Annotated in this window: 16 protein-coding genes; 13 read left to right on the top strand and 3 right to left on the bottom strand. The window is 75.2% G+C overall.

The window, feature by feature from the left end; all coding sequences use genetic code 11:
• The first annotated feature begins 103 nt into the window (after window positions 1–103).
• The 3 genes from NXY84_RS09065 to NXY84_RS09075 are packed head-to-tail and all read left to right on the top strand — an operon-like array spanning window position 104 to window position 2247.
• The gene (locus tag NXY84_RS09065; protein WP_258726756.1) at window positions 104–559 is read left to right on the top strand and encodes an SAV_6107 family HEPN domain-containing protein; all 456 of its coding nucleotides are present in this window, start codon (window positions 104–106) and stop codon (window positions 557–559) included.
• The gene (dinB, locus tag NXY84_RS09070) at window positions 556–1827 is read left to right on the top strand and encodes a DNA polymerase IV (protein ID WP_258726757.1); all 1272 of its coding nucleotides are present in this window, start codon (window positions 556–558) and stop codon (window positions 1825–1827) included. Before NXY84_RS09065 ends, dinB begins: the two co-directional genes overlap by 4 nt.
• A gap of 36 nt (window positions 1828–1863) precedes the next feature.
• Window positions 1864–2247 carry a DUF3040 domain-containing protein gene (locus tag NXY84_RS09075; protein WP_258726758.1) on the top strand — a complete coding sequence of 128 codons (384 nt, stop codon included), beginning with the start codon at window positions 1864–1866 and terminating at the stop codon, window positions 2245–2247.
• Window positions 2248–2713: 466 nt separating this feature from the next.
• Here NXY84_RS09075 and NXY84_RS09080 read toward each other — a convergent pair whose 3' ends face one another.
• The 3 genes from NXY84_RS09080 to NXY84_RS09090 are packed head-to-tail and all read right to left on the bottom strand — an operon-like array spanning window position 2714 to window position 7244.
• Window positions 2714–4990 (bottom strand): DUF3488 and transglutaminase-like domain-containing protein, encoded by a 2277-nt coding sequence (locus NXY84_RS09080; RefSeq protein WP_258726759.1) that lies wholly within the window; start codon window positions 4988–4990, stop codon window positions 2714–2716.
• Entirely contained in the window at window positions 4987–6240 is a 1254-nt protein-coding gene (locus NXY84_RS09085) for a DUF58 domain-containing protein (protein ID WP_258726760.1), read from the bottom strand. Before NXY84_RS09085 ends, NXY84_RS09080 begins: the two co-directional genes overlap by 4 nt.
• On the bottom strand, window positions 6240–7244 hold the full coding sequence (locus NXY84_RS09090) for an AAA family ATPase (RefSeq protein WP_258726761.1): 1005 nt from the start codon (window positions 7242–7244) through the stop codon (window positions 6240–6242). Before NXY84_RS09090 ends, NXY84_RS09085 begins: the two co-directional genes overlap by 1 nt.
• 434 nt (window positions 7245–7678) lie before the next feature.
• Here NXY84_RS09090 and mraZ point away from each other — a divergent pair, with 434 nt between their 5' ends.
• The 10 genes from mraZ to murG all read left to right on the top strand — a co-directional run bounded on the left by mraZ (window position 7679) and on the right by murG (window position 20413).
• The gene (gene mraZ / locus NXY84_RS09095) at window positions 7679–8155 is read left to right on the top strand and encodes a division/cell wall cluster transcriptional repressor MraZ (protein WP_258726762.1); all 477 of its coding nucleotides are present in this window, start codon (window positions 7679–7681) and stop codon (window positions 8153–8155) included.
• Between the two features lie 213 nt (window positions 8156–8368).
• A complete protein-coding gene (rsmH, locus tag NXY84_RS09100) occupies window positions 8369–9391 on the top strand; it encodes a 16S rRNA (cytosine(1402)-N(4))-methyltransferase RsmH (protein WP_258726763.1) in 1023 nt (340 codons plus the stop codon).
• Window positions 9388–9810 (top strand): hypothetical protein, encoded by a 423-nt coding sequence (locus tag NXY84_RS09105; protein WP_258726764.1) that lies wholly within the window; start codon window positions 9388–9390, stop codon window positions 9808–9810. Before rsmH ends, NXY84_RS09105 begins: the two co-directional genes overlap by 4 nt.
• Before the next feature lie 669 nt (window positions 9811–10479).
• The gene (locus tag NXY84_RS09110; RefSeq protein ID WP_258726765.1) at window positions 10480–12285 is read left to right on the top strand and encodes a peptidoglycan D,D-transpeptidase FtsI family protein; all 1806 of its coding nucleotides are present in this window, start codon (window positions 10480–10482) and stop codon (window positions 12283–12285) included.
• 79 nt (window positions 12286–12364) lie between these two features.
• On the top strand, window positions 12365–13960 hold the full coding sequence (locus NXY84_RS09115; protein WP_258726766.1) for a UDP-N-acetylmuramoyl-L-alanyl-D-glutamate--2,6-diaminopimelate ligase: 1596 nt from the start codon (window positions 12365–12367) through the stop codon (window positions 13958–13960).
• Window positions 13957–15417: a UDP-N-acetylmuramoyl-tripeptide--D-alanyl-D-alanine ligase gene (locus tag NXY84_RS09120; RefSeq protein ID WP_258726767.1), complete on the top strand. Its 1461-nt coding sequence runs from the start codon at window positions 13957–13959 to the stop codon at window positions 15415–15417. The genes NXY84_RS09115 and NXY84_RS09120 overlap by 4 nt, the downstream gene beginning before the upstream one ends.
• Window positions 15414–16496: a phospho-N-acetylmuramoyl-pentapeptide-transferase gene (gene mraY, locus NXY84_RS09125; protein ID WP_258726768.1), complete on the top strand. Its 1083-nt coding sequence runs from the start codon at window positions 15414–15416 to the stop codon at window positions 16494–16496. The genes NXY84_RS09120 and mraY overlap by 4 nt, the downstream gene beginning before the upstream one ends.
• Window positions 16496–17923 (top strand): UDP-N-acetylmuramoyl-L-alanine--D-glutamate ligase, encoded by a 1428-nt coding sequence (murD, locus tag NXY84_RS09130; protein WP_258726769.1) that lies wholly within the window; start codon window positions 16496–16498, stop codon window positions 17921–17923. Before mraY ends, murD begins: the two co-directional genes overlap by 1 nt.
• Window positions 17924–17934: 11 nt before the next feature.
• A complete protein-coding gene (gene ftsW / locus NXY84_RS09135) occupies window positions 17935–19185 on the top strand; it encodes a putative lipid II flippase FtsW (protein WP_258726770.1) in 1251 nt (416 codons plus the stop codon).
• Window positions 19178–20413: an undecaprenyldiphospho-muramoylpentapeptide beta-N-acetylglucosaminyltransferase gene (gene murG, locus NXY84_RS09140; RefSeq protein WP_258726771.1), complete on the top strand. Its 1236-nt coding sequence runs from the start codon at window positions 19178–19180 to the stop codon at window positions 20411–20413. The genes ftsW and murG overlap by 8 nt, the downstream gene beginning before the upstream one ends.
• The last annotated feature ends 82 nt before the right edge of the window (window positions 20414–20495 follow it).

Here is a 20495-nt window from a genome sequence, read left to right on the forward strand (position 1 = left end):
TCGTCCCGATCGGTCACGTGCGGCCACGCGTCCACCGTAAGGGTTGACCCGTTCGAACACGTGTTCGATACTGAGGTGACGGCAGTCGGAGGAGGTGGCGGCAGTGGCACACGAGCACCGGGTGGTGAGCGCGGGTCTTCCGCCGCGCGCCGCGAGCCTCGTCCAGCGGGCGGAGGCGGAGCTGGTCGCGGCGCAGTTCTCGCCGGAGCCCTGGGAGCGGTTCTCGCACGCCCACCTCGCCGCCCTGCGCGCGGGCGCGGCGGTGGTCGCGGAGCGGGGCAAGCCCGGAGGCCGGCGTGCCCCGCGCACGGTGTGGGAGATGCTCGACGCCGTCGCGCCCGAGCTGGGCCGGTGGAGCGGGTACTTCGCCGGGGGCGCCGGCCTCCGCGCCGCGATCGAGGCCGGTCGCTTCGAGACGGTGTCGGCGGAGCGCGCGGAGCAGGTCCTCTGCGCCGCGGAGGACTTCCTCGACGAGGTCCGCTCGCTGCTCGAGGAGAGCGCGGACCACCTCGCTCCCGTGCCCGAGCGCCCGCGGCTGGTCGCCGCGCGGGCGTCGTGAGCCGCGCGCCGCGCTCACCGTCGCTCCGTCGCGACTGGGGTTCGGAGGAGGACGGCTGCTCGATCCTGCACGTCGACATGGACGCGTTCTTCGCGTCCGTCGAGCTCGCTCGGCGCCCGCAGCTCCGAGGGCTTCCCGTCATCGTCGGCGGCGCGGAGCGCTCGGTCGTGCTCGCGGCGACCTACGAGGCGCGCGCGTTCGGCGTGCACTCCGCGATGCCCATGGCGGTCGCGCGCCGGATGTGCCCGCAGGCCGTGGTGGTCGCGCCGGACCAGGAGGCGTACCGCGCGGTCTCGACGTCCGTCATGCAGGTCCTGCGGGACGTCACGACGCTCGTCGAGCAGGTCAGCGTCGACGAGGCGTTCCTGGACGTGGCCGGTGCGCGCCGCCGGCTCGGGCCGCCCACGCGGATCGCCGCACTCATCCGGGAGCAGGTCCACCGCCGTCACGGGATCACCTGCTCGGTCGGCATCGCGAGCACCAAGTTCGTCGCGAAGCTCGCGTCGGGTCACGCGAAGCCGGACGGCGTCCTGCTGATCCCGAAGGCGGCGACCGTCGAGTTCCTCCGTGCGCTGCCCGTCGGTGCACTGTGGGGCGTGGGGGAGCGCACGGAGTCCGCGCTCGCTCGCTGGGGCATCCGGACCGTCGCCGAGCTCGCCGACAGCGACGTCGGGACGATCCAGCGGGCGGTCGGCCGCGTCGCCGGCGCGCACCTCTACGACCTCGCGTGGGGCCGCGACCCGCGGCCGGTGCAGCCCGGGCGCGACGAGAAGAGCATCGGCGCCGAGGTGACGTTCCCGTCGGACGTCGCCGACCTCGCCGTCGTCCAGACGCAGGCGCTCGACCTCGCCGACCGGTGTGCCGCGCGCCTGCGGCAGCAGAGCCTGCTCGCCCGCACCGTCACGGTCAAGGTCCGCACGTCCGACTTCCGGACCCTGACGCGGTCCCGCACGCTGCCGACCCCGACGGACGTAGGCCGGGAGCTGTACCTCGTGGCGCGCGAGCTGCTGGCCGGGGTGGACCTCGGCGGCCTGCCTGTGCGGCTCGTCGGCGTGCGTGCCGAGGGCCTCAGCCCGGCGGCGTCGACCGTCCGTCAGCCGACGCTCGAGGAGGCCGTGGGTGAAATGGGTCACGGTCGCCGGGAGGCGGAACGCGTGATGGACCACGTGCGCGAGCGTTTCGGGGCGGCGGCGCTCCGTCCGGCGTCCTCCTCCGGGGTGGTGGGGCGCCGTTCGACTACCGACATCGCCCGCGGGGACCTATCCTGATGTGAACAGGTCCTCGACGGAAGTACGGGGGTAGGAATGCCTCTGTCCGAGTACGAGCAACGCGTACTGGAGCAGATGGAGCGGCAGCTCACGTCTGACGATCCCAGGCTCGCGAACACGTTGACCGCGCGTGGGCGAAAGCCCATGAGCCGATACGTGCTCGCTGGTGCCGGGGCGGTCGTCGGACTGCTGCTGCTCGTCGCCGGCGCAGCCGCGTCACTGGCTTGGCTCGGCGTGATCGGCTTCGTCGTCATGTTCGCCGCCGTGGCGTTCGCGTTCGCGAATCCGCGTCAGTCCGGGCCGGCCGGTGTCGTCCGCCCTGACGGTCGCGTCACTCCACCGCGCAAGAAGCGTCAGGGCGGCCTCATGAAGCGCCTCGACGAGCGGTGGCAGCACCGCCGCGACGAGGGTGGTCGCTGACCCGTCTCGCACCTGACGGGTGCCGTCGACGTCGACGGCACCCGCTTCGCGGGTGTGCGCTCCGGGGATAGATGAACTCCGGACGACGTGGCGCCCTTCGTCGGAGACAAGCTGGGCAACCGAGGTCGTAGTGTCTGCGCGGCCTGAGGCGAGTGCGTGAACTGCGCAGCCTGATGCGTGTGCGTCGAGGCCGCAGCGCTGTCATACCGGCCCGGGCGCGGTCGTGCGGACCGGGACCCAGTGCGTCCGACCCGCACCGGCCCGCCGGTGCGCTCGCGCGGCCGCCTCACGCGCGCACGCCGGGCGCGCGGCCGCGTCGGAGATGACCGGCCCGGCGGGGCGCGCGACCGCGTCGGTCAGGACGGGCCCGCCGGGGCCCGCACCCGCGTCGGTGGGCGTCCCGGTCCGCCAGGGGCGTGTGACCGCGTCGGTGAGGACCGGCCCGCCGGGCGCGCACCCGCGTCGGTCAGGCGTCCCGGTCCGCCGCGGTGGCCATCGCCTCGCTGCGCTTCTCGCCCGGGGACAGCACCCCACCGAGCACCTGGGCGACCCAGGTCTCGAGCTCGTCGGCGGAGACCTCGACGGGTGCCGGCGCGTACCGCTCGGACTCGACCGCGCGGGCGAGCGAGCGCAGCGCTGCCTCCGCCTCGGCGTCCAGCGCGGTCCCGTACGCCTCGGCCACGCGGGTGCGCACGACGTCGACGGCCTGGCGCGGCGTGGTCGCCGACGACCAGCCGGCCCCGGCGGGCTCGAGCCGGGCGCGCAGCCGCTCCCACGCCTGCTCCGGATCGAGCTCCGCGGCGCGCGCTGCCCGCCGGCGTCGCAGGACGACGGCGACAGCGGTGGCCGACGTCAGGAGGAGGACCGCGCCGGCGGCGACGATCGCGAGCGGGAAACCCTCGTCCTCCGGGGTCTCGCCCGGTGCGGTGGTCGTCCCGGGCACCGGTGCCTGGCTCGCCGCGCCTGTCGGGACGGCCGGCACCTCGCGCTCCTCGGCGGTGCCGGTGAGCAGCGCGAGCGGGTCGCTCCACCGCGGCGGCAGGCCGGTCTGCACGGCCGGCGTCGGCTCGAACCGCACCCACCCCGCACCGGCGAAGTACAGCTCGGGCCAGGCGTGCGACTGCCGTCCGGTCACGACGTACTCGCGGTCCCGGTTGGGCACGCCGGGCAGGAAGCCGACACCGACGCGTGCGGGGATGCCGAGCAGCCGGGCCATCATCGTCATGCTCGTCGCGAACTGCACGCAGTAGCCCTGGCGGCTCTCGAGGAAGTCCCAGACGGCGTCGTCGGTGCGGGCGGGCGGCACCCGCGTGTCGTACGTGAAGTTCTGGGTGTCCCGGAAGTACGACTGCAGCGCGAGAGCCTGCTCGTAGGCCCCCTCGGCGTCGGCGGTGATCTCGGCGGCGAGCGCGCGGATGTCGGCCGTGTGCTCGGTCTCGGGCACGCGGGTGTACGCCTCGACGTCGGTCGGGGTGCCCTCACCCTGCTCACGGAGGGAGTCGGCCGTGATCTCGGGGACCTGCACCGTCATGGTGTACCCCGTGCCCTGTTGCGTGCTGCGGCTGCCGACGACCTCGTCCTGCTCGGGGTCGTAGGACCATGCGCCGTCGATCGCGACGGTGCGCGGGAACGTGCTGACGGGCAGGCGCTGCTCGCGCAGGCCGTCGACCAGCACCTCGACCCGGGCGAGGGTGCCGCCGGTCGGGTCCGGCTCGGTCCCGGCGAGCCCGGGGTCGGACGTGAGCAGCTGCTCGGGGTCCCAGCCCGTGAGCTCACCGGCCTCGGTGCGCTGCCAGCTCCGCCCGTCGAAGTCGCGCAGCGTGAAGGCGCGCAGCGGTCCGATCAGGCGTGCGTCGGTCGCCGGGGTCAGGTCGCTCGCGGTCGGCTGCGGTTCGGTCTCTGCGGTCCCGTCGGGGGACGTGACCGTGTACCGCAGGACGACCTGGCCCGAACGGGCGCCCAGGCTCTCGCGCAGGTCGAGGTCGTCGCTCAGCCGCAGCGGCCCGACGGGGCCCGAGCCGAGCTGGGGGAGGTCGAGGGACGCCCACCCCGGAGCGGCGGCGACGAGGGGACCGGCGACGAGGGTCAGCACGACGATCGCGGCCGCGCCCGAGAGCGCCTCGACGGTGCGTCGTGGGCCCTGCTCCGAGGACGCGGGCGGTGCGACGCTGAGCGCGAGGAGCAGCAGGAACGCCATCCCGGCCCAGAACAGCGCCCAGCCGGACGCGGGGAACCCGAGCACGATCGTGGGGATCCACAGGAAGCCGAGCACGAGGCCGGACCACGCCGGTGCGCCGAGCCCGATCGCGAGCGCGTCGGCGACGAGGAAGGCCGCGCCGGCGCCGACGACGACGAGCATCTCGACGGGGCGGCTCGCGACCATCGGCACCAGCGCGGCGTTGATCAGCGCGACCGCCTCGCGCACCGCGGCGAGCAGGCGCTCGACCGAGCCGGTGTCGGGGACGACCTGGACCCGGCCGGGCGGGCCGCCGTAGACGACGAGCACCCCGAGCAGGAGCAGCACGAGCCCGGTGAGCGAGGGGGCCCACCACGAGCGCGTCACGTGCCGCACGCCGGCGGTCACGCCCGCGAGCAGGAGGACGGTGAGGACCGCGGCGGTCGTCCAGCGGCCGGGCGCGAGGAGGCCGGACAGTGCGAGCAGGCTCCCGCACGTCGCGACCGCCACGAGCGCCGAGCCCAGGACGGACCGGATCCCGCGCGGCAGCATCCCGACCCCGGTCATCGGGTCGACCCGAGGAGCCGCAGCCAGCACTCGCCGATGTCCTCGCCCGGCGTCACGGGGCACGCCCGCCACCCGGCCCGCCGGAGCGCGCGCACGGTGTGCTCGACCTCCCGCTCCTGCGTCGCCGACCCGTCCGCGGTGCGCACCATCGCCCATCCCTGTGCTGTGTCGGTGAGGCTCGCGAGCGCCGCTCGGGAGCGTGCGGACAGCGGCCCGAGGACGGCGAGGACGACCTCGCCACCCGCGTCCGTCGTCTGCAGGAGCCGGGCCGCGGCGAGCAGGTCGGCGTCGGCTGCGGCGGGGGACTCCGCGACGCCGAGGTCGATCGTGCGGTCGAGCAGCTCGGAGCGGGCGTTGCCGGAGGCGCGGCCCTGCACGTGGCGGGCCGTGCGCAGGCCGTCCTGGCCGAGCGCGCCGCCGACGAGCCGGACCGGGTGCCCGGCGTCGAGCATCGCGAGCGCGACCGAGGCGGCGAGCGAGATGCTCCACTCGAGCGCGACGGCACGCGTCGGCGGGTCCAGGAGGACGCTCACGGGGCGCATGCCCGCGCGCTCGTCCGAGCGGACCATGAGCTCGCCGCGGCGTGCGCTGCTGCGCCAGTGCACGCGGCGCAGGTCGTCGCCGAGGCGGTAGTCGCGCAGCGCGGCGTCGTCGGTCGAGGGGGAGCGCGCGCCGAGCGCGACGCGGTCCGGCTCGCCGGCGAGCACCTCGCGCGGCACCGGGAGCGCCGTGACGGCCGGCCACACCGCGACGTCGGCGTGCTCGCCGAGGGACGTCGTCGCGCGCGCCACGCCGAACGGGTCGGTGCGCGTCACCACGAGGGGTCCGAGCGCCCAGCGACCGCGCCGCGCGGCGACGACCGGGTAGGCGAGCGCGACGCGGTGGGGCGCCCGGCTCACGTGCGCCCGCAGCGGTCGGCCGCCCGAGAGCTCCGCGGACGCCTGCTCGCCCAGGCGCAGCCCGCCGAGGCGTGCGCGCCCGGCGGTGTCCGCGGCGAACACCGCGACCTCGACGTCGGCGCGCTGGCCCGCGTGCACGGGGTTGGGGCTGACGGTGCGGTGGACCTGGAGCCGGTGTCGCCCGCGCGCCGGGTCGAGCACCCCGACGCCGACGAGGGCCGCGACCACGAGGAGCAGGGCGAGCGTGCCGATCCGCACGAGGTCCACCGCGCCGATCACGACGCCGACCACCGTCGCGGCCAGGCCGGCCACGGCGAGCCCGACACCGCGCGCGGTCAGGCGGACGCGCATCAGCCCGTCGCCCGCCGCTCGCGCGGGATCCCCGTGCCGCTCGTGGGCAGCGGGATGCGGTCGACGATCTCCCGGACGGTGTCGCTCGTCGTGCGGCCCGAGAGCCGCGACTCGGTGCTGGGCAGGAGACGGTGGGCCAGGACCGGTTCGGCGAGCTGCTGCACGTCGTCCGGGAGCACGTGGTCCCGGCCGGACATCGCCGCGAGGGCCTTCGCGGCGCGCAGCAGCTGGATCGCGGCGCGCGGCGAGGCGCCGAGGCGCAGCGCGTGGTCCTCGCGCGTCGCCGTGACGAGCTCGACGATGTACCGCTTGACGGACGGGGCGGCGTACAGCCGGCGCGCGGTCGCGATCAGCCGGCCGACCTGCTCCGCGTCCGTCACCGGACGCATCCCGTCGAGCGGGTCGGAGGTCTCCTGGAGGTCGAGCATGTCGAGCTCGGACTCGACGCTCGGGTAGCCCACGGTGAGCCGGGCCATGAACCGGTCCCGCTGGGCCTCGGGCAGCGGGTAGGTGCCCTCCATCTCGACCGGGTTCTGCGTCGCGACCACGAGGAAGGGGCGCGGCAGGGGGTAGGTCTGGCCGTCGACCGTGGCCTGTGCCTCCTGCATGCACTCGAGCAGGGCCGACTGGGTCTTCGGGGACGCCCGGTTGATCTCGTCGCCGATGACGACGTGCGCGAAGAGCGGGCCCGGGCGGAACTCGAACTCGTGCGTCTGGCTCCGGAAGATGTTCACGCCGGTGAGGTCGCTCGGCAGCAGGTCGGGCGTGAACTGGATCCGGCCGACCGAGCAGTCGATGGTCCGGGCGAGCGCCTTCGCGAGCGTCGTCTTGCCGACGCCCGGGACGTCCTCGAGGAGCAGGTGCCCCTCAGCGAGGAGCACGGCGACCGTCGTGCGCACGAGCTCGGAGCGGCCGGTGACGACCTCCTCGATCCCGGCGCGCATCCGGTTGGTGGTCTGCACGAGCGCGTGGAGCTCGGCTGTCGTGGGGACGGCCTGCAGCATTGTCGACTCCTTCGGCGGGCTAGGACGAGCGTACGGGGCCGGACGGGTTGCACGTGCTCCGTACGGGTGAACTCGTGCGGAGGCCCACGGGGCCCTCGGGCGTCGCCCCACTTCCCTCCACGCCGGGCCGGGCGACGTCCCGTGCGGGGCGCGGGGTGTCCGTTTCGGGACGGTTGGAACGGGTCGAAACGGACCAAAAGGTGCGACGAACGCGGCGTCGGTCGCCCGGGGCGCGACACGGCGCCGCGCACGTCCTCCACTCTCCTCCACCCGCTCTGACCTGCGTATCTATCGTGAAGACGGGGTGAAACACCGATCATTCCCGTTGCGGGTGGAGGGAAGTGGAGTAGCGTGGAGCCACTTGGTGAGCACTGGATGAGAAGCCTTCACGAGACCCGGGACGCGAGTGATGACGACGAGCAGAGGGGGCCGCCGTGAGCAGCGAGTCGAGCCTCAGCGGCTTCGGCTCGTACGCGCCGTTCCTCGGGACGTACACCCCCCGTTTGGACGACAAGGGGCGGCTGATCCTGCCGGCGAAGTTCCGGTCGCAGCTCGCGCCCGGGCTGGTCATGACGCGCGGCCAGGAGCGCTGCCTGTTCCTGCTGCCGATGGACGAGTTCCGGCGGATGCACGAGCAGATCCGGCAGGCGCCCGTGACGAGCAAGCAGGCGCGGGACTACCTGCGCGTGTTCCTGTCCGGTGCGAGCGACGAGATGCCGGACAAGCAGGGGCGCATCTCGATCCCGCCCATGCTCCGCACCTACGCGGGGCTGGACCGGGAGGTCGCGGTGATCGGTGCGGGCACCCGCGTCGAGATCTGGGACCTCGCGGCGTGGGAGACGTACCTCGCCGAGCAGGAGGCCGGCTACGCCGAGACGGCGGAGGAGGTCTTCCCGCACGGACCGTTCTGATCCACGACTGACGCCCACCGCACGAGCAGCAGGACCGCACGACCAGGCCGCGAGGCCGCCCGGTGAGATCTCCTCCCGTCCGTTCTGACGCACTTCCCCGGCGTCAGAGGGCCGGTGGGGGATCTGGTCGGACGGCGGAGGGGCCGTTCGACTACACACGACGCGGCGTCACGAGGGGCCGCGCTGCCGGGCACGAGCGCGAGAGGAGGGGTGATGACCGCGGACGACGAGCAGCAGGCGGTCGACGCTGCGACACGGCACACCCCGGTCCTCCTCGAGCGGTGCGTCGAGCTGCTCGCCCCGGCGCTCGACGCCCCCGGCTCCGTGCTCGTCGACGCGACGCTCGGCATGGGCGGCCACACCGAGGGCGTCCTGCGTGCGCTGCCGCACGCCAGGGTCGTCGGCCTCGACCGCGACCCGCAGGCGCTCGCGCTCGCGGGCCGGCGCCTCGAGGCGTTCGGCGACCGCTTCACCGGTGTGCACGCGGTGTACGACGAGATGCCCGACGTGCTGCGCCGGCTCGGGCTGGCGTCCGTCCAGGGCGTCCTCATGGACCTCGGCGTCTCCTCGCTGCAGCTCGACGAGACGTCCCGCGGGTTCTCCTATTCCCAGGACGCACCGCTCGACATGCGCATGGACGCCACCACGGGCATCACCGCGGCCGACGTGCTGAACACGTACGACGAGAAGGCGATCGCCCGCATCCTGCGCGTCTACGGGGAGGAGCGCTTCGCCGGGCGGATCGCGCGCGAGGTCGTGCGCCGCCGTGCCGAGGCGCCGCTGACCCGCACCGGCGAGCTCGTCGACGTCCTGCGTGCGGCGATCCCGGCGGCGGGGCGCAAGACGGGCGGCAATCCCGCCAAGCGGACGTTCCAGGCGCTGCGCATCGAGGTGAACGGCGAGCTCGAGGTGCTCGAGCGGGCGCTGCCGGCCGCGGTCGAGTGCCTGGCCGTCGGCGGGCGCATCGTCGTCGAGGCCTACCACTCGCTCGAGGACCGCCTCGTCAAGCGGGCCCTCGCCGTCGGCGCGACGTCGAGCGCGCCCCCCGGACTGCCCGTCGAGCCCGAGACGCACCAGCCGTACCTCCGGCTGCTCACGCGAGGCGCCGAGGAGGCGGACGACACCGAGCGCGAGCGCAATCCGCGCTCGCAGTCCGTCCGCCTCCGCGCCGCCGAGCGACTTCGCCCCACCCCGCACCACCTGCGCGCCACCACCGCGCCGAGGAGATCCGCATGAGTGCTCAGTCCGCCCTCCGCGTCGCCCCTGCCCGTGCACCCCGCCCGAGCTCTCCGCAGGCGGCCCCGCAGACGACGCCGCGGCTGCTGCTCGTCCGGGCGCCGGCACAGACCCGCACACGCGTGCCGTTCGTGCTGGTGTGCATGGCGATCCTCGGCGGCGCCCTGCTGACCGCGCTGCTGCTCAACACGACGATGGCGAGCGGGGCCTACGAGAAGCACGACCTCGACCGCGAGCTCGCGCGCCTCTCGGTGCAGGAGCAGGACCTCGCCGCCGAGCTCGACCGGCGCAGCTCGCCGAGCGAGCTCGCCGCCGCGGCGCGTGCGCTCGGCATGGTCCGGGCGACGAGCCCGGCGTGGCTCCAGCTGTCCGACGGCTCGGTGCTCGGCGCCCCGACACCGGTCGGAGCGGCCGGATGACGGGCCGGGCCCCGGTGCGCACGACGGCGCCGGCGGCCCGGCGCGCCCCCGCGGGGACGGACCCGCGCCGTGACGCGTCGCGACCCGGCTCCGTCGACCGCGACGGGCTCCTGCGTGAGAGCGCGGCCCGCACCGGCTCCGTGCGCGACGACCGGGCGCGCCCGGGCGGTCCGCGCGAGGTCGACCGGTCCGTCGACGCCGCCCGCCCCGCCCAGCAGCGCACGCCCCGCGGCGGCGCCGCCGGCCTGCGCTCGGTGCCCGGGCCCGTGGCCGCCCACGACGAGCCCGTGGGCTCCACGCCGCGGGGGGCCACCTCGGCGATCGGTGCGCGCCGCCGTCGCGGCGAGTCCGCGCCGGCGGGGGGGCCGGCGCGTGTCGCGACGCCGCGCGCGTCGGGCGCCCCCCGCCACCGCCGCCCGCTCCGCCTCCCCGCGCACGTCCACCGGGCGCGCGTCGACCCCACGCGCCTCGGCCCCGCGCACCGCCGCGCCGCGCACGGCCCGCCCGGGCGACTCGGCGCCGCAGACGGCCGCCCCGCGCACGTCAGGGCGAGCCGCGACGGGCGGCGCCGCGCTCCGCACGTCCGCCCCGCGTGCCGCCGCATCCTCGACGCGCACGCCGCCGGCGGGCAACCGGGTGCTGCGCCCCGGCGCGGACGGACGCACCGCGGTGCGGCGCGGTCTCGTCCCGTCCGCCGGCGTCCGGGTCCCCGCCCGCCGCGTCCCCCCGCCACCGGCGCCGCCGCGCGAGCCCGCGGACCCGCACCGCCGCCAGGCCGTGCTCACGGTGCTCGTGCTCGTGCTGCTCACGGTGTTCGCGGGCCGCCTCGTGTACATCCAGGGGTTCCAGGGCGAGGCGATCGCGGCGGAGGCGCTCGCGGAGCGGCTCTCGTACGCCGAGCTCATCGCGGCACGCGGCCAGATCACGGACGCGAACGGCAAGCCGCTCGCGACCTCGGTCGAGCGCTACACGATGCACGTCAACCAGCGCGAGCTCGCCAAGTGGGAGCTCAAGGGGAGCGACCCGCTCGTCGCCGGTCCGGCGGGCGCCGCGGCGAGGATCGCGCCGATCCTCGGCATGAACCCGGCCGAGCTGGGCGCGGTGCTCACCGGCGACGCCAAGTACAGGGTCGTGCAGCGCGACGTGCTGCCCGCGCAGGTCCGCGCGATCCGCGACCTCAAGATCTACTCGATCGGTTTCGACCCGACGCCCAAGCGGGTGTACCCGAACGGCATCGTCGCCGGGAACCTGCTCGGCTGGGTCAACCGCGAGGGCCAGGGCGCGTCGGGGCTCGAGGCCCTGCTCGACGACCGGCTCGCCGGCACGCCGGGTGTCGCGGTGTGGGAGCGGGGGCGCCTCGGGCAGGAGATCCCGGGCGGGTTCCAGGACGGGACGAGCCCGCAGGCAGGCGACAGCGTGCAGCTCACGCTGCTCAACGACCTGCAGTTCTACGCCCAGGAGGCGATCGACGCACGGGTTGCCGAGACGGGGGCCAGCTCGGGGGTCATCGTCGTCCTCGACCCGCGGACGGGCGAGCTGCTCGCGCTGGCCGACTCGGGCGCGGTCGACCCCAACCAGCCGTCGGCCGGGAACCTGCGCGGATCGAGCGCGATCTCGGACGTCTTCGAGCCGGGCTCGACCGCCAAGGTCGTGACGATGGCGGCGGCGCTCGAGCTCGGCCTCACGACGCCGACGACGCCGTACGAGGTCCCGTACCAGTACACGACGGCGAACGAGCAGACGTTCAAGGACTCGCACGAGCACGCCGGCCTCAAGCTCACGACGACGGGGGTGCTCGCGGAGTCGTCGAACACGGGCACGGTGATGATCGGGCAGGACATCCCGCAGCAGGTGCGGCACGACTACCTCGCGAAGTTCGGCTTCGGCTCCCGGCTCGGGATCGAGCTGCCCAACGAGTCGAAGGGCCTGCTGCACCCCTCCGAGGACTGGGACGGCCGCACCAAGTACGCCGTCCTGTTCGGTCAGGGCGTCTCGGTGACCGCGCTCCAGGCGACGTCGGTGTTCGCGACGATCGCCAACGACGGCGTGCGGGTCGAGCCGCACCTCATCAAGGGCTGGACGGCGGCCGACGGCACGCCCCAGCCGGTCGCGCCGCCCGCGTCGACGCAGGTCGTCTCGCCGCAGACCGCGGACACCGTGCTCACGATGCTCGAGAGCGCGGTCGACGAGGGCACCGGCGGCAACGCCGCGATCCCGGGCTACCGCGTGGCGGGCAAGACGGGGACGGCGCAGAAGTTCAACCCGAACGGCATCACGGCGTCGTTCATCGGCGTGGCGCCGGCGGACGACCCGAGGATCGCCGTCGGGGTGTTCCTGCAGGACCCGCGCTCGTCGGAGTGGGGCGGCACGGTCGCGGCGCCGGTCTTCAGCGACGTCGCCGGCTTCGCGCTCCAGGAGCTCGGCGTCGCCCCGTCGGGCGTGCCCGCGCAGCTGTTCCCGACCACGTGGGAGTGAGCCTGCGGGCCCCGCGTCGACCGGACGGGGGACTCCCGCCGCGCCGCTGGGGCGCCCGCGCCCGGGGTAGATTCTCCCCATGACGTCCCCCCAGGGCCGGCTGCGCCCTGAGCATCCCGCCACGCACCGGGTCGTCGACCTCGTCGCCGCGTTCGAGCTCGAGGTACGCGGCCCGGCCCCCGATCCTGACGCCGTCCTCACGGGCGTGACCGTCTCGAGCTCCGACGCCGCCCCGGGCGACGTCTTCGTCGCCCTGAGCGGCGCGAAGGTGCACGGCGCCGCGTACGCCACGCAGGCCGTCGCGCAGGGCGCCGTGGCGGTGCTCACCGACGCTGCGGGAGCCGAGTTGCTCGCACGCGAGCCCGTCGCGGTGCCTGCCCCGGTGCTGGTGACCTCCGACGCGCGGGCGCTCGCCGGGCCCGTCGCCGCCTGGGCGTACGGCCACCCCGCCGCGGCCCTCGCGACCGTCGGCATCACGGGCACCAACGGCAAGACCACGACGACGTACTTCGTCGACGCGGCGCTGCGGACGGCGCACGCGCGCACCGTCGTGCTCGGCACGGTCGAGCTGCGGATCGGCGACGACGCGATCGAGAGCCCGCGCACGACCGTCGAGGCGCCGGTGCTGCAGGCGATCCTCGCGCTCGCCCGGGAGCGCGGCGCGACGGCGGTCACGACCGAGGTGTCGTCGCACGCGCTCGCGCTGGGCCGTGTCGGCGGGCTCGAGCTCGACGTCGCGGGATTCACCAACCTGCAGCGCGACCACCTCGACTTCCACGGCGACATGGAGGGCTACTTCCGCGACAAGGCCCGCCTGCTCGCGCCCGGGCAGGCGCGCCGCGGGGTCGTCGTCGTCGACGACGCGTGGGGTCGCCGGCTCGCGGCCGAGGCGCGGATCCCCGTGGAGACCGTGTCGACGCACGTCGGCGCGGACGTCGGCGCGACCGCGGACTGGGCCGTGACGGGCGCGGACATCGGGCTCGACGGGGTCGGCTCGACGTTCACGCTGCGCGGGCCGGACGGCACCGAGCACGTCGCCGCGAGCCCGCTGCCCGGGCTGGTCAACGTGTCGAACGCCGCGCTCGCCGTCGTGCTCGCGCACCGGGCGGGCGTCGACCTGGCGACGGCGATCGAGGCCGTGGGCCACGCGCACGCGATCCCCGGCCGCATGGAGCGCGTGATCGAGCGCGCCCCCGGCACGCCCCTCGCGCTCGTCGACTACGCCCACACGCCCGACGCGCTGGTGCTCGCGCTGGAGGCCGTGCGCCCCATCACCCCCGGGCGGCTCGTGATCGTCTTCGGGTCCGACGGCGACCGCGACCGCGGCAAGCGCCCGATCATGGGCGAGATCGCCGCGCGCCTCGCGGACGTTCTCGTCGTGACCGACGAGAACCCGCGCTCGGAAGACCCCGCGTCCATCCGCGCCGCGATCCTCGACGGCGTGCGCGCCGAGCGCCCGTCGCTCGCGGAGGTGCACGAGGCGACCAGCAGGACCCAGGCCATCCACGACGCCCTCGACCTCGCGACGGACCAGGACACGATCATCATCACCGGCAAGGGCCACGAGCCCACCCAGGAGATCGCCGGGGTGTTCCACCGGTACAACGACCGCGACGTGCTGCGTGCGGCGCACGCGGCGCGCCAGGCGCGCGAGAGCCAGGGGCAGCCCGCGTGATCGCGCTCACGGCGGCCGACATCGCGGCCGCGACCGGCGGCGCGCTGCGCCCGGAGAGCCTGGACCCGCGCACCGTCCTGCACGGGCCCGTCGTCGTCGACTCGCGCCAGGTCGGGCCCGGCTCGCTGTTCGTCGCGCTGCCCGGCGAGCACGTCGACGGGCACGACTTCGCCGCGGGCGCGGTCGCCGCCGGCGCGTCGCTGGTCGTCGCGGCGCGCGAGCTCACCGGACCCGGGGGAGAGGCGCTGCCGTGCGTCGTGGTCCCCGACGTCGAGAAGGCGCTCGGCGACCTCGCGCGCGACGTGCTGGTGCGGCTGCGCGAGGCCGCGGTCGAGCCCGGCGGCTCGGGCCTGCAGGTCGTCGCCGTGACCGGCTCGGTCGGCAAGACCACGACCAAGGACCTCCTCGCGCAGCTGTGCGGTGCGGCGGGCCCGACGGTCGCGCCCGAGAAGTCGTTCAACAACGAGATCGGCCTTCCGCTGACCGTGCTGCGGGCCGACGAGCAGACGCGCTACCTCGTCCTCGAGATGGGCGCGAGCGGCATCGGCCACCTCACCTACCTGACCGACATCGCCCCCCCGGACGTCGCGGTCGTGCTGGTCGTCGGCTCGGCGCACCTGGGCGAGTTCGGCGGGATCGAGGCCGTCGCGCGCGCCAAGTCGGAGCTCGTCGCGGGCCTCGTGCCGGGCGGCACCGCGGTGCTCAACGCGCAGGACGAGCGCGTCATGGCGATGGCCGGGCTCGCGAGCGGCGACGTCGTCACGTTCGGCGGCACGCCCGAGGCGACCGTGCGGGCGCGCGACATCCGGCTCGACCGCGCCGGACGGGTCTCGTTCACGCTCGTGGCGCCCGGACCGGACGGCACCGACGCGAGCGCCCCCGTGCAGCTGCGGCTCGTCGGCGAGCACCACCTGAACAACGCGCTCGCCGCGGCGGCCGCCTCCCTCGCCGTCGGTCTCCCGCTCGAGCACGTCGCGCGGGTGCTCAGCGCCGCCGACGCGCTCAGCCCGCACCGCATGCACGTCGTCGACCGCCCCGACGGGGTCACGGTCGTCGACGACTCCTACAACGCCAACCCGGACTCGATGCGGGCCGCGCTCAAGGCCCTCGCGGTGCTCGCCGGGAGGGACCGGCGCTCGGTCGCGGTGCTCGGGGAGATGCTCGAGCTGGGCCCGGACGCGCGTGCGGAGCACGAGGCGATCGGCCTCATGGTCGTGCGGCTCAACGTCGCGCTGACCGTGGTGGTCGGGGCGGGCGCGCAGGCGATCGCCGACGGGGCGATGCGTGAGGGCTCGTGGGGCGACGAGGTCGTCGTCGTGCCCGACGTCGACGCGGCCGAGCGGTTCCTCGCCGAGGAGCTGCGCGCCGGCGACGTCGTCCTCGTGAAGTCGTCGTACGGGTCCGGGCTGTGGCAGCTGGGCGACCGGCTGCTCGCACCGCAGGAGGTCGCCCCGTGAGAGCGGTCCTCATCTCCGGCGGGCTCTCGATGCTCGTCGCGCTGCTCGGCACGCCCCTGTTCATCCGGTTCCTGATCCGGCGCCAGTACGGCCAGTTCATCCGGCAGGACGGCCCGACGGCGCACTACACGAAGCGCGGGACGCCCACGATGGGTGGCGTCGTGATCATCGGCGCGACGCTGCTCGGCTGGGTCGGCGGCCTCATCGCGACGCAGCAGCTGCCGAGCGTGTCCGCCGTGCTCGTGCTGTTCCTCATGACGGGGCTCGGCACCGTCGGGTTCCTCGACGACTTCATCAAGATCTCCCGGCAGCGCAGCCTGGGCCTGAAGGCGAAGCCCAAGATCCTCGGCCAGGGGCTCGTCGGCATCACGTTCGCCGTGGCGGCGCTGCAGTTCCCGAACGCGCAGTTCCGCACGCCGGCGTCGACGCGGGTCTCGTTCATCCGGGACACCGACATCGACCTCGCGTTCGCGGGCGCGACGGTCGGGCTCATCCTGTTCGTGCTGTGGGCCAACTTCCTCATCACGGCGTGGTCCAACGCCGTCAACCTGACCGACGGCCTCGACGGCCTCGCGACGGGCGTCTCGCTCATCGTCTTCGGCGCGTACGTGCTCGTGGGCGTGTGGCAGTTCAACCAGAGCTGCCAGTTCCTCGCCACCGCCGGGCCGCGCTGCTACGAGGCGCGGGACCCGCTCGACCTCGCGGTCGTGGCGGCGGCGATCACCGGGGCGTGCTTCGGCTTCCTCTGGTGGAACGCGAGCCCGGCGAAGATCTTCATGGGCGACACGGGCTCGCTCGCCCTCGGCGGCGCGCTCGCCGGCCTGTCGATCCTCTCCCGGACCGAGATCCTCGCGGCGATCATCGGCGGGATGTTCGTGCTGGTCGTGCTCTCCGACGTCATCCAGATCGGCTTCTTCCGGATGACCGGCAAACGGGTGTTCAAGATGGCGCCGCTGCACCACCACTTCGAGCTCTCGGGCTGGGGCGAGGTCACGATCGTCATCCGGTTCTGGATCATCGCCGGGCTGTTCGTCGCCGTCGGTGTCGGCATCTTCTACGGCGAGTGGGTGGCCGGCTAGTGGACCTCGCACGTCACCGGGTCGTCCTCGCGGGGCTCGGGGTCTCCGGGCGCGCCGCGCTCGAGGTCCTGACGGCCGCCGGGGCGCACGTCGTCACCGTCGACCGGAACGCCGCCGACGCCGACGCGTCCGACCCCGCAGCCTTCGTCGCGGGCGGGGGCCTCGACGAGGTCGACCTCGTGGTTGCCTCGCCGGGCTGGCCGCCGAGCGACCCGCTCCTCGCCGGCGCGCTCGAGCGCGGGGTGCCCGTGTGGAGCGAGGTCGAGCTCGCGTGGCAGCTGCGCGTCGACCGCGCGGGTGGCGGCGGTCCCGCGCCGTGGCTCGCCGTCACGGGCACCAACGGCAAGACCACGACCGTCGGGATGCTGGCGTCGATCCTGCGCGCCGGCGGCGAGCACGCCGCGGCCGTGGGGAACGTCGGGACGCCCGTCGTGCTCGCGGCGACCGACCCGAGCCTCGACGTGCTCGCGGTCGAGCTCTCGAGCTTCCAGCTGCACTTCACGCACGCGATGTCGGCGCAGGCCGCGGCGGTGCTCAACGTCGCCGAGGACCACCTCGACTGGCACGGCTCGTTCGACGCGTACGCGGCGGACAAGGGCCGGGTCTACGAGCGGACGCAGGTCGCGTGCGTGTACAGCGCGGCCGACCCGCGCACCGAGGAGCTCGTGCGCGAGGCCGACGTCGAGGACGGCGCGGTCGCGGTCGGTTTCACGCTCGGGACCCCGCGCGTGGGCCAGGTCGGCGTCGTCGAGGACGTCCTGGTCGACCGTGGGTTCGCGTCGCTGCGCCACACGCACGCCGCCGAGCTCGGGACGCTCGCGGACCTGGCCCACCTCGCGGGGCCGGACGGCGCCGTCCCGCCGCACGTCGTCCAGAACGCTCTCGCCGCGGCGGCGCTCGCGCTCGCGCACGGGGTCGCACCGGTCGCGGTGCGTGACGGGCTGCGGGCGTACGCCCCGGGCGGGCACCGCATCGAGCGGGTCGCGGAGACCGGCGGGATCGCGTGGGTCGACGACTCGAAGGCCACGAACCCGCACGCCGCCGCGGCCGCGCTCGCGTCGTTCGAGGCGGGCACGGTCGTGTGGATCGCGGGCGGGCTGGCGAAGGGCGCGACGTTCGACGAGCTCGTGCGCACGCGACGCGACCGGCTGCGCGGCGTCGTGCTGATCGGCGTCGACCAGCAGCCGCTGCGCGACGCGCTCGACCGACACGCGCCCGAGGTTCCCGTGGTCTCCGTCGATCCCGGTGACACTGGATCGGTGATGACCCGCGCCGTCGACTCCGCGCGCACGCTCGCCGGGACGCAGACCCCCGCCACCGTGCTGCTCGCCCCGGCGTGCGCGTCCATGGACCAGTTCACCTCGTACGCCGAGCGCGGGGACGCGTTCGCCGCGGCCGTCCGGGCACTCGCTCCGGACGCGCCCTGAGGCCCGCGGCCGTGGCGCAGACGACACCCGCGCGGCCCGGTGCGGTCGAGCCCCCGTCCCCGGCTCGCTCACGCGCCGGGTCGCTGCTCGGGCAGTGGGACAGCGCCGTGACGAGCTACTACGTGCTCACGGGTGCGACGGCGCTGCTCATCGTGCTGGGGCTGGTCATGGTCCTGTCGAGCTCGAGCGTCGAGTCGCTGGCCGCGAACGAGTCGCCCTACGCGGTGTTCGTCACCCAGGCGCAGTTCGCGCTCATCGGCGTGCCCCTGATGTTCGTCGCGTCGCGCCTGCCCCAGCGCTTCTACACGCGCATCGCCTGGCCGGCGCTTGCGGTCGCCGCCGTGCTGCAGCTGCTCACGCTCACCCCGCTCGGCCTGAGCGCCGGAGGCAACCGCGGGTGGATCGGCATCGGGTCCTTCACGATGCAGCCCGCCGAGGTGGTCAAGCTCGCCCTCGCCGCGTGGCTCGGAGCCGTGCTCGCGCGCAAGCGCCCGCTGCTCGGTGAGTGGCGCCACGCCCTCGTGCCCGCGGTTCCCGTCGCGGTGCTCATGGTCGGGCTCGTCATGCTCGGGCACGACCTGGGGACTGCACTCGTGCTCATGGTGCTCGTGGCCGGCGCGCTGTTCATCGCCGGGATCCCGCTGCGCGTCTTCGGCTTCGCCGGGGCGATCGCGGCGGTGGGCGTCGCCGCGCTCACGATCCCCAGCGCGAACCGCAGGAAGCGCATCTTCTCGTGGCTCAGCGACGAGTGCGACATCACCAACGAGTGCTACCAGTCCGAGCACGGGATCCGGGCGCTCGCGACCGGCAGCTGGGGCGGGGTCGGGCTCGGCGGCAGCGCCGAGAAGTGGTCCTACCTGCCCGAGGCGCACAACGACTTCATCTTCGCGATCATCGGCGAGGAGCTCGGGCTCATCGGCACACTGCTCGTGCTCGGCCTGTTCACGCTGCTCGCCCTCGCGATGTTCCGCATCATCCGTCGCCACCCCGACCCGTTCGTCAAGATCACCACGGGCGCCGTCGCGTGCTGGGTGATCGGGCAGGCGCTCGTCAACGTCGGCGTCGTGATCGGTCTCGTCCCGATCATCGGCGTCCCGCTGCCGCTCGTCTCCGCCGGCGGGTCGGCGCTCATTGTGACCATGACGGCCCTCGGCATGGTCATCTCGTTCGCGCGCGCCGAGCCCGGTGCTGCCGAGGCCCTCGCCGCGCGCCCGCACGTCGTGCGCCGCTCGCTCGCGGTGCTCGGGAGGATCCGTGCCTGACCTGCCCGTCCGTTCCGTCCTTCTCGCCGGCGGGGGGACCGCCGGCCACGTGAACCCGCTGCTCGCGGTGGCGGAGGAGCTCCGCCGCCGGGACCCGGCGATCCGGCTCACGGTGCTCGGCACGGCGTCGGGCCTCGAGGCGCGGCTCGTGCCCGAGCGCGGGCTGCCGCTGGCGCTCGTCCCGCGCGTGCCCCTCCCGCGCCGCCCGAGCTCGGACGTGCTGCGCCTCCCGGGGCGGCTGCGGGAGGCGGTGCGCGCCGCGGGGGACGCGATCGACGCGAGCGGCGCCCAGGTCGTCGTCGGGTTCGGCGGGTACGTCTCGACGCCCGCATACCTCGCCGCGCGCTCGCGTGCCGTGCCCGTCGTGGTGCACGAGCAGAACGCCCGACCCGGGCTCGCGAACCGCCTCGGCGCCCGCTGGGCGGCCTCGGTCGCGGTGACGTTCCCCGGGACGGAGCTGCCCGGCGCGCTCGTCACCGGCCTGCCGCTGCGCCCCGAGATCGCGGGGCTGATCGCGGACCGCGCCCGCGACGTCGCCGGGACCCGCACCGAGGCGGCGCGCCGGCTCGGGCTCGACCCGGCGCTCCCGACGCTGGTCGTCACGGGCGGATCGCTCGGGGCCGTGAGCGTCAACACGGCGATCGCGTCCGTCGCCGCGGACCTGGTCGCCGCGGGCGTCCAGGTGCTGCACTCCACCGGCGCCGGGAAGGCGGACGCGGTGCGCGCCGTCGTCGACGGGCTGCCCGGCGCCGACCGCTACCACGTGCGGGAGTACCTCGACGAGATGCAGCTCGCGCTCGCGTGCGCCGACGTCGTGCTCGGCCGCTCGGGCGCGGGGACCGTCAGCGAGATCGCGGCGCTCGGGCTGCCCGCGGTGTACGTCCCCCTGCCCATCGGCAACGGCGAGCAGCGGCTCAACGCCGCGCCCGTCGTCGCGGCGGGCGGCGGCCTCGTCGTCGCGGACGACGAGCTCACGGCGCCGTGGCTCCGCGAGAACCTGCTGCCGCTGCTCGTCGGTCCGGGTGCCCGCGGCGAGCGCGAGCGCATGAGCGCCGCGGCGGCCTCGGTGGGCGTGCGCGACGCGGCGGCGCGCGTCGCCGACCTCGTCGAGGCGCACCTCGCGCCGGCGGCGACCGCGGGCGGCGACGCCCCGAGCGGCACGCCGGCAGACGGCACGGCGGCGGACGGCACGGCGGCGCACGGCGTCCCGTCGGGGGACACCCCGTGACCGGCCCTGGCGCCACGGACGTCCAGGAGCTCGTCGCGTCCGACGGTCTCGCGGTCCTCGGCCGCACCCACCTGGTGGGCGT

It is taken from the genome of Cellulomonas sp. NS3 (assembly GCF_024757985.1).
Classification (GTDB): Bacteria; Actinomycetota; Actinomycetes; order Actinomycetales; family Cellulomonadaceae; genus Cellulomonas_A.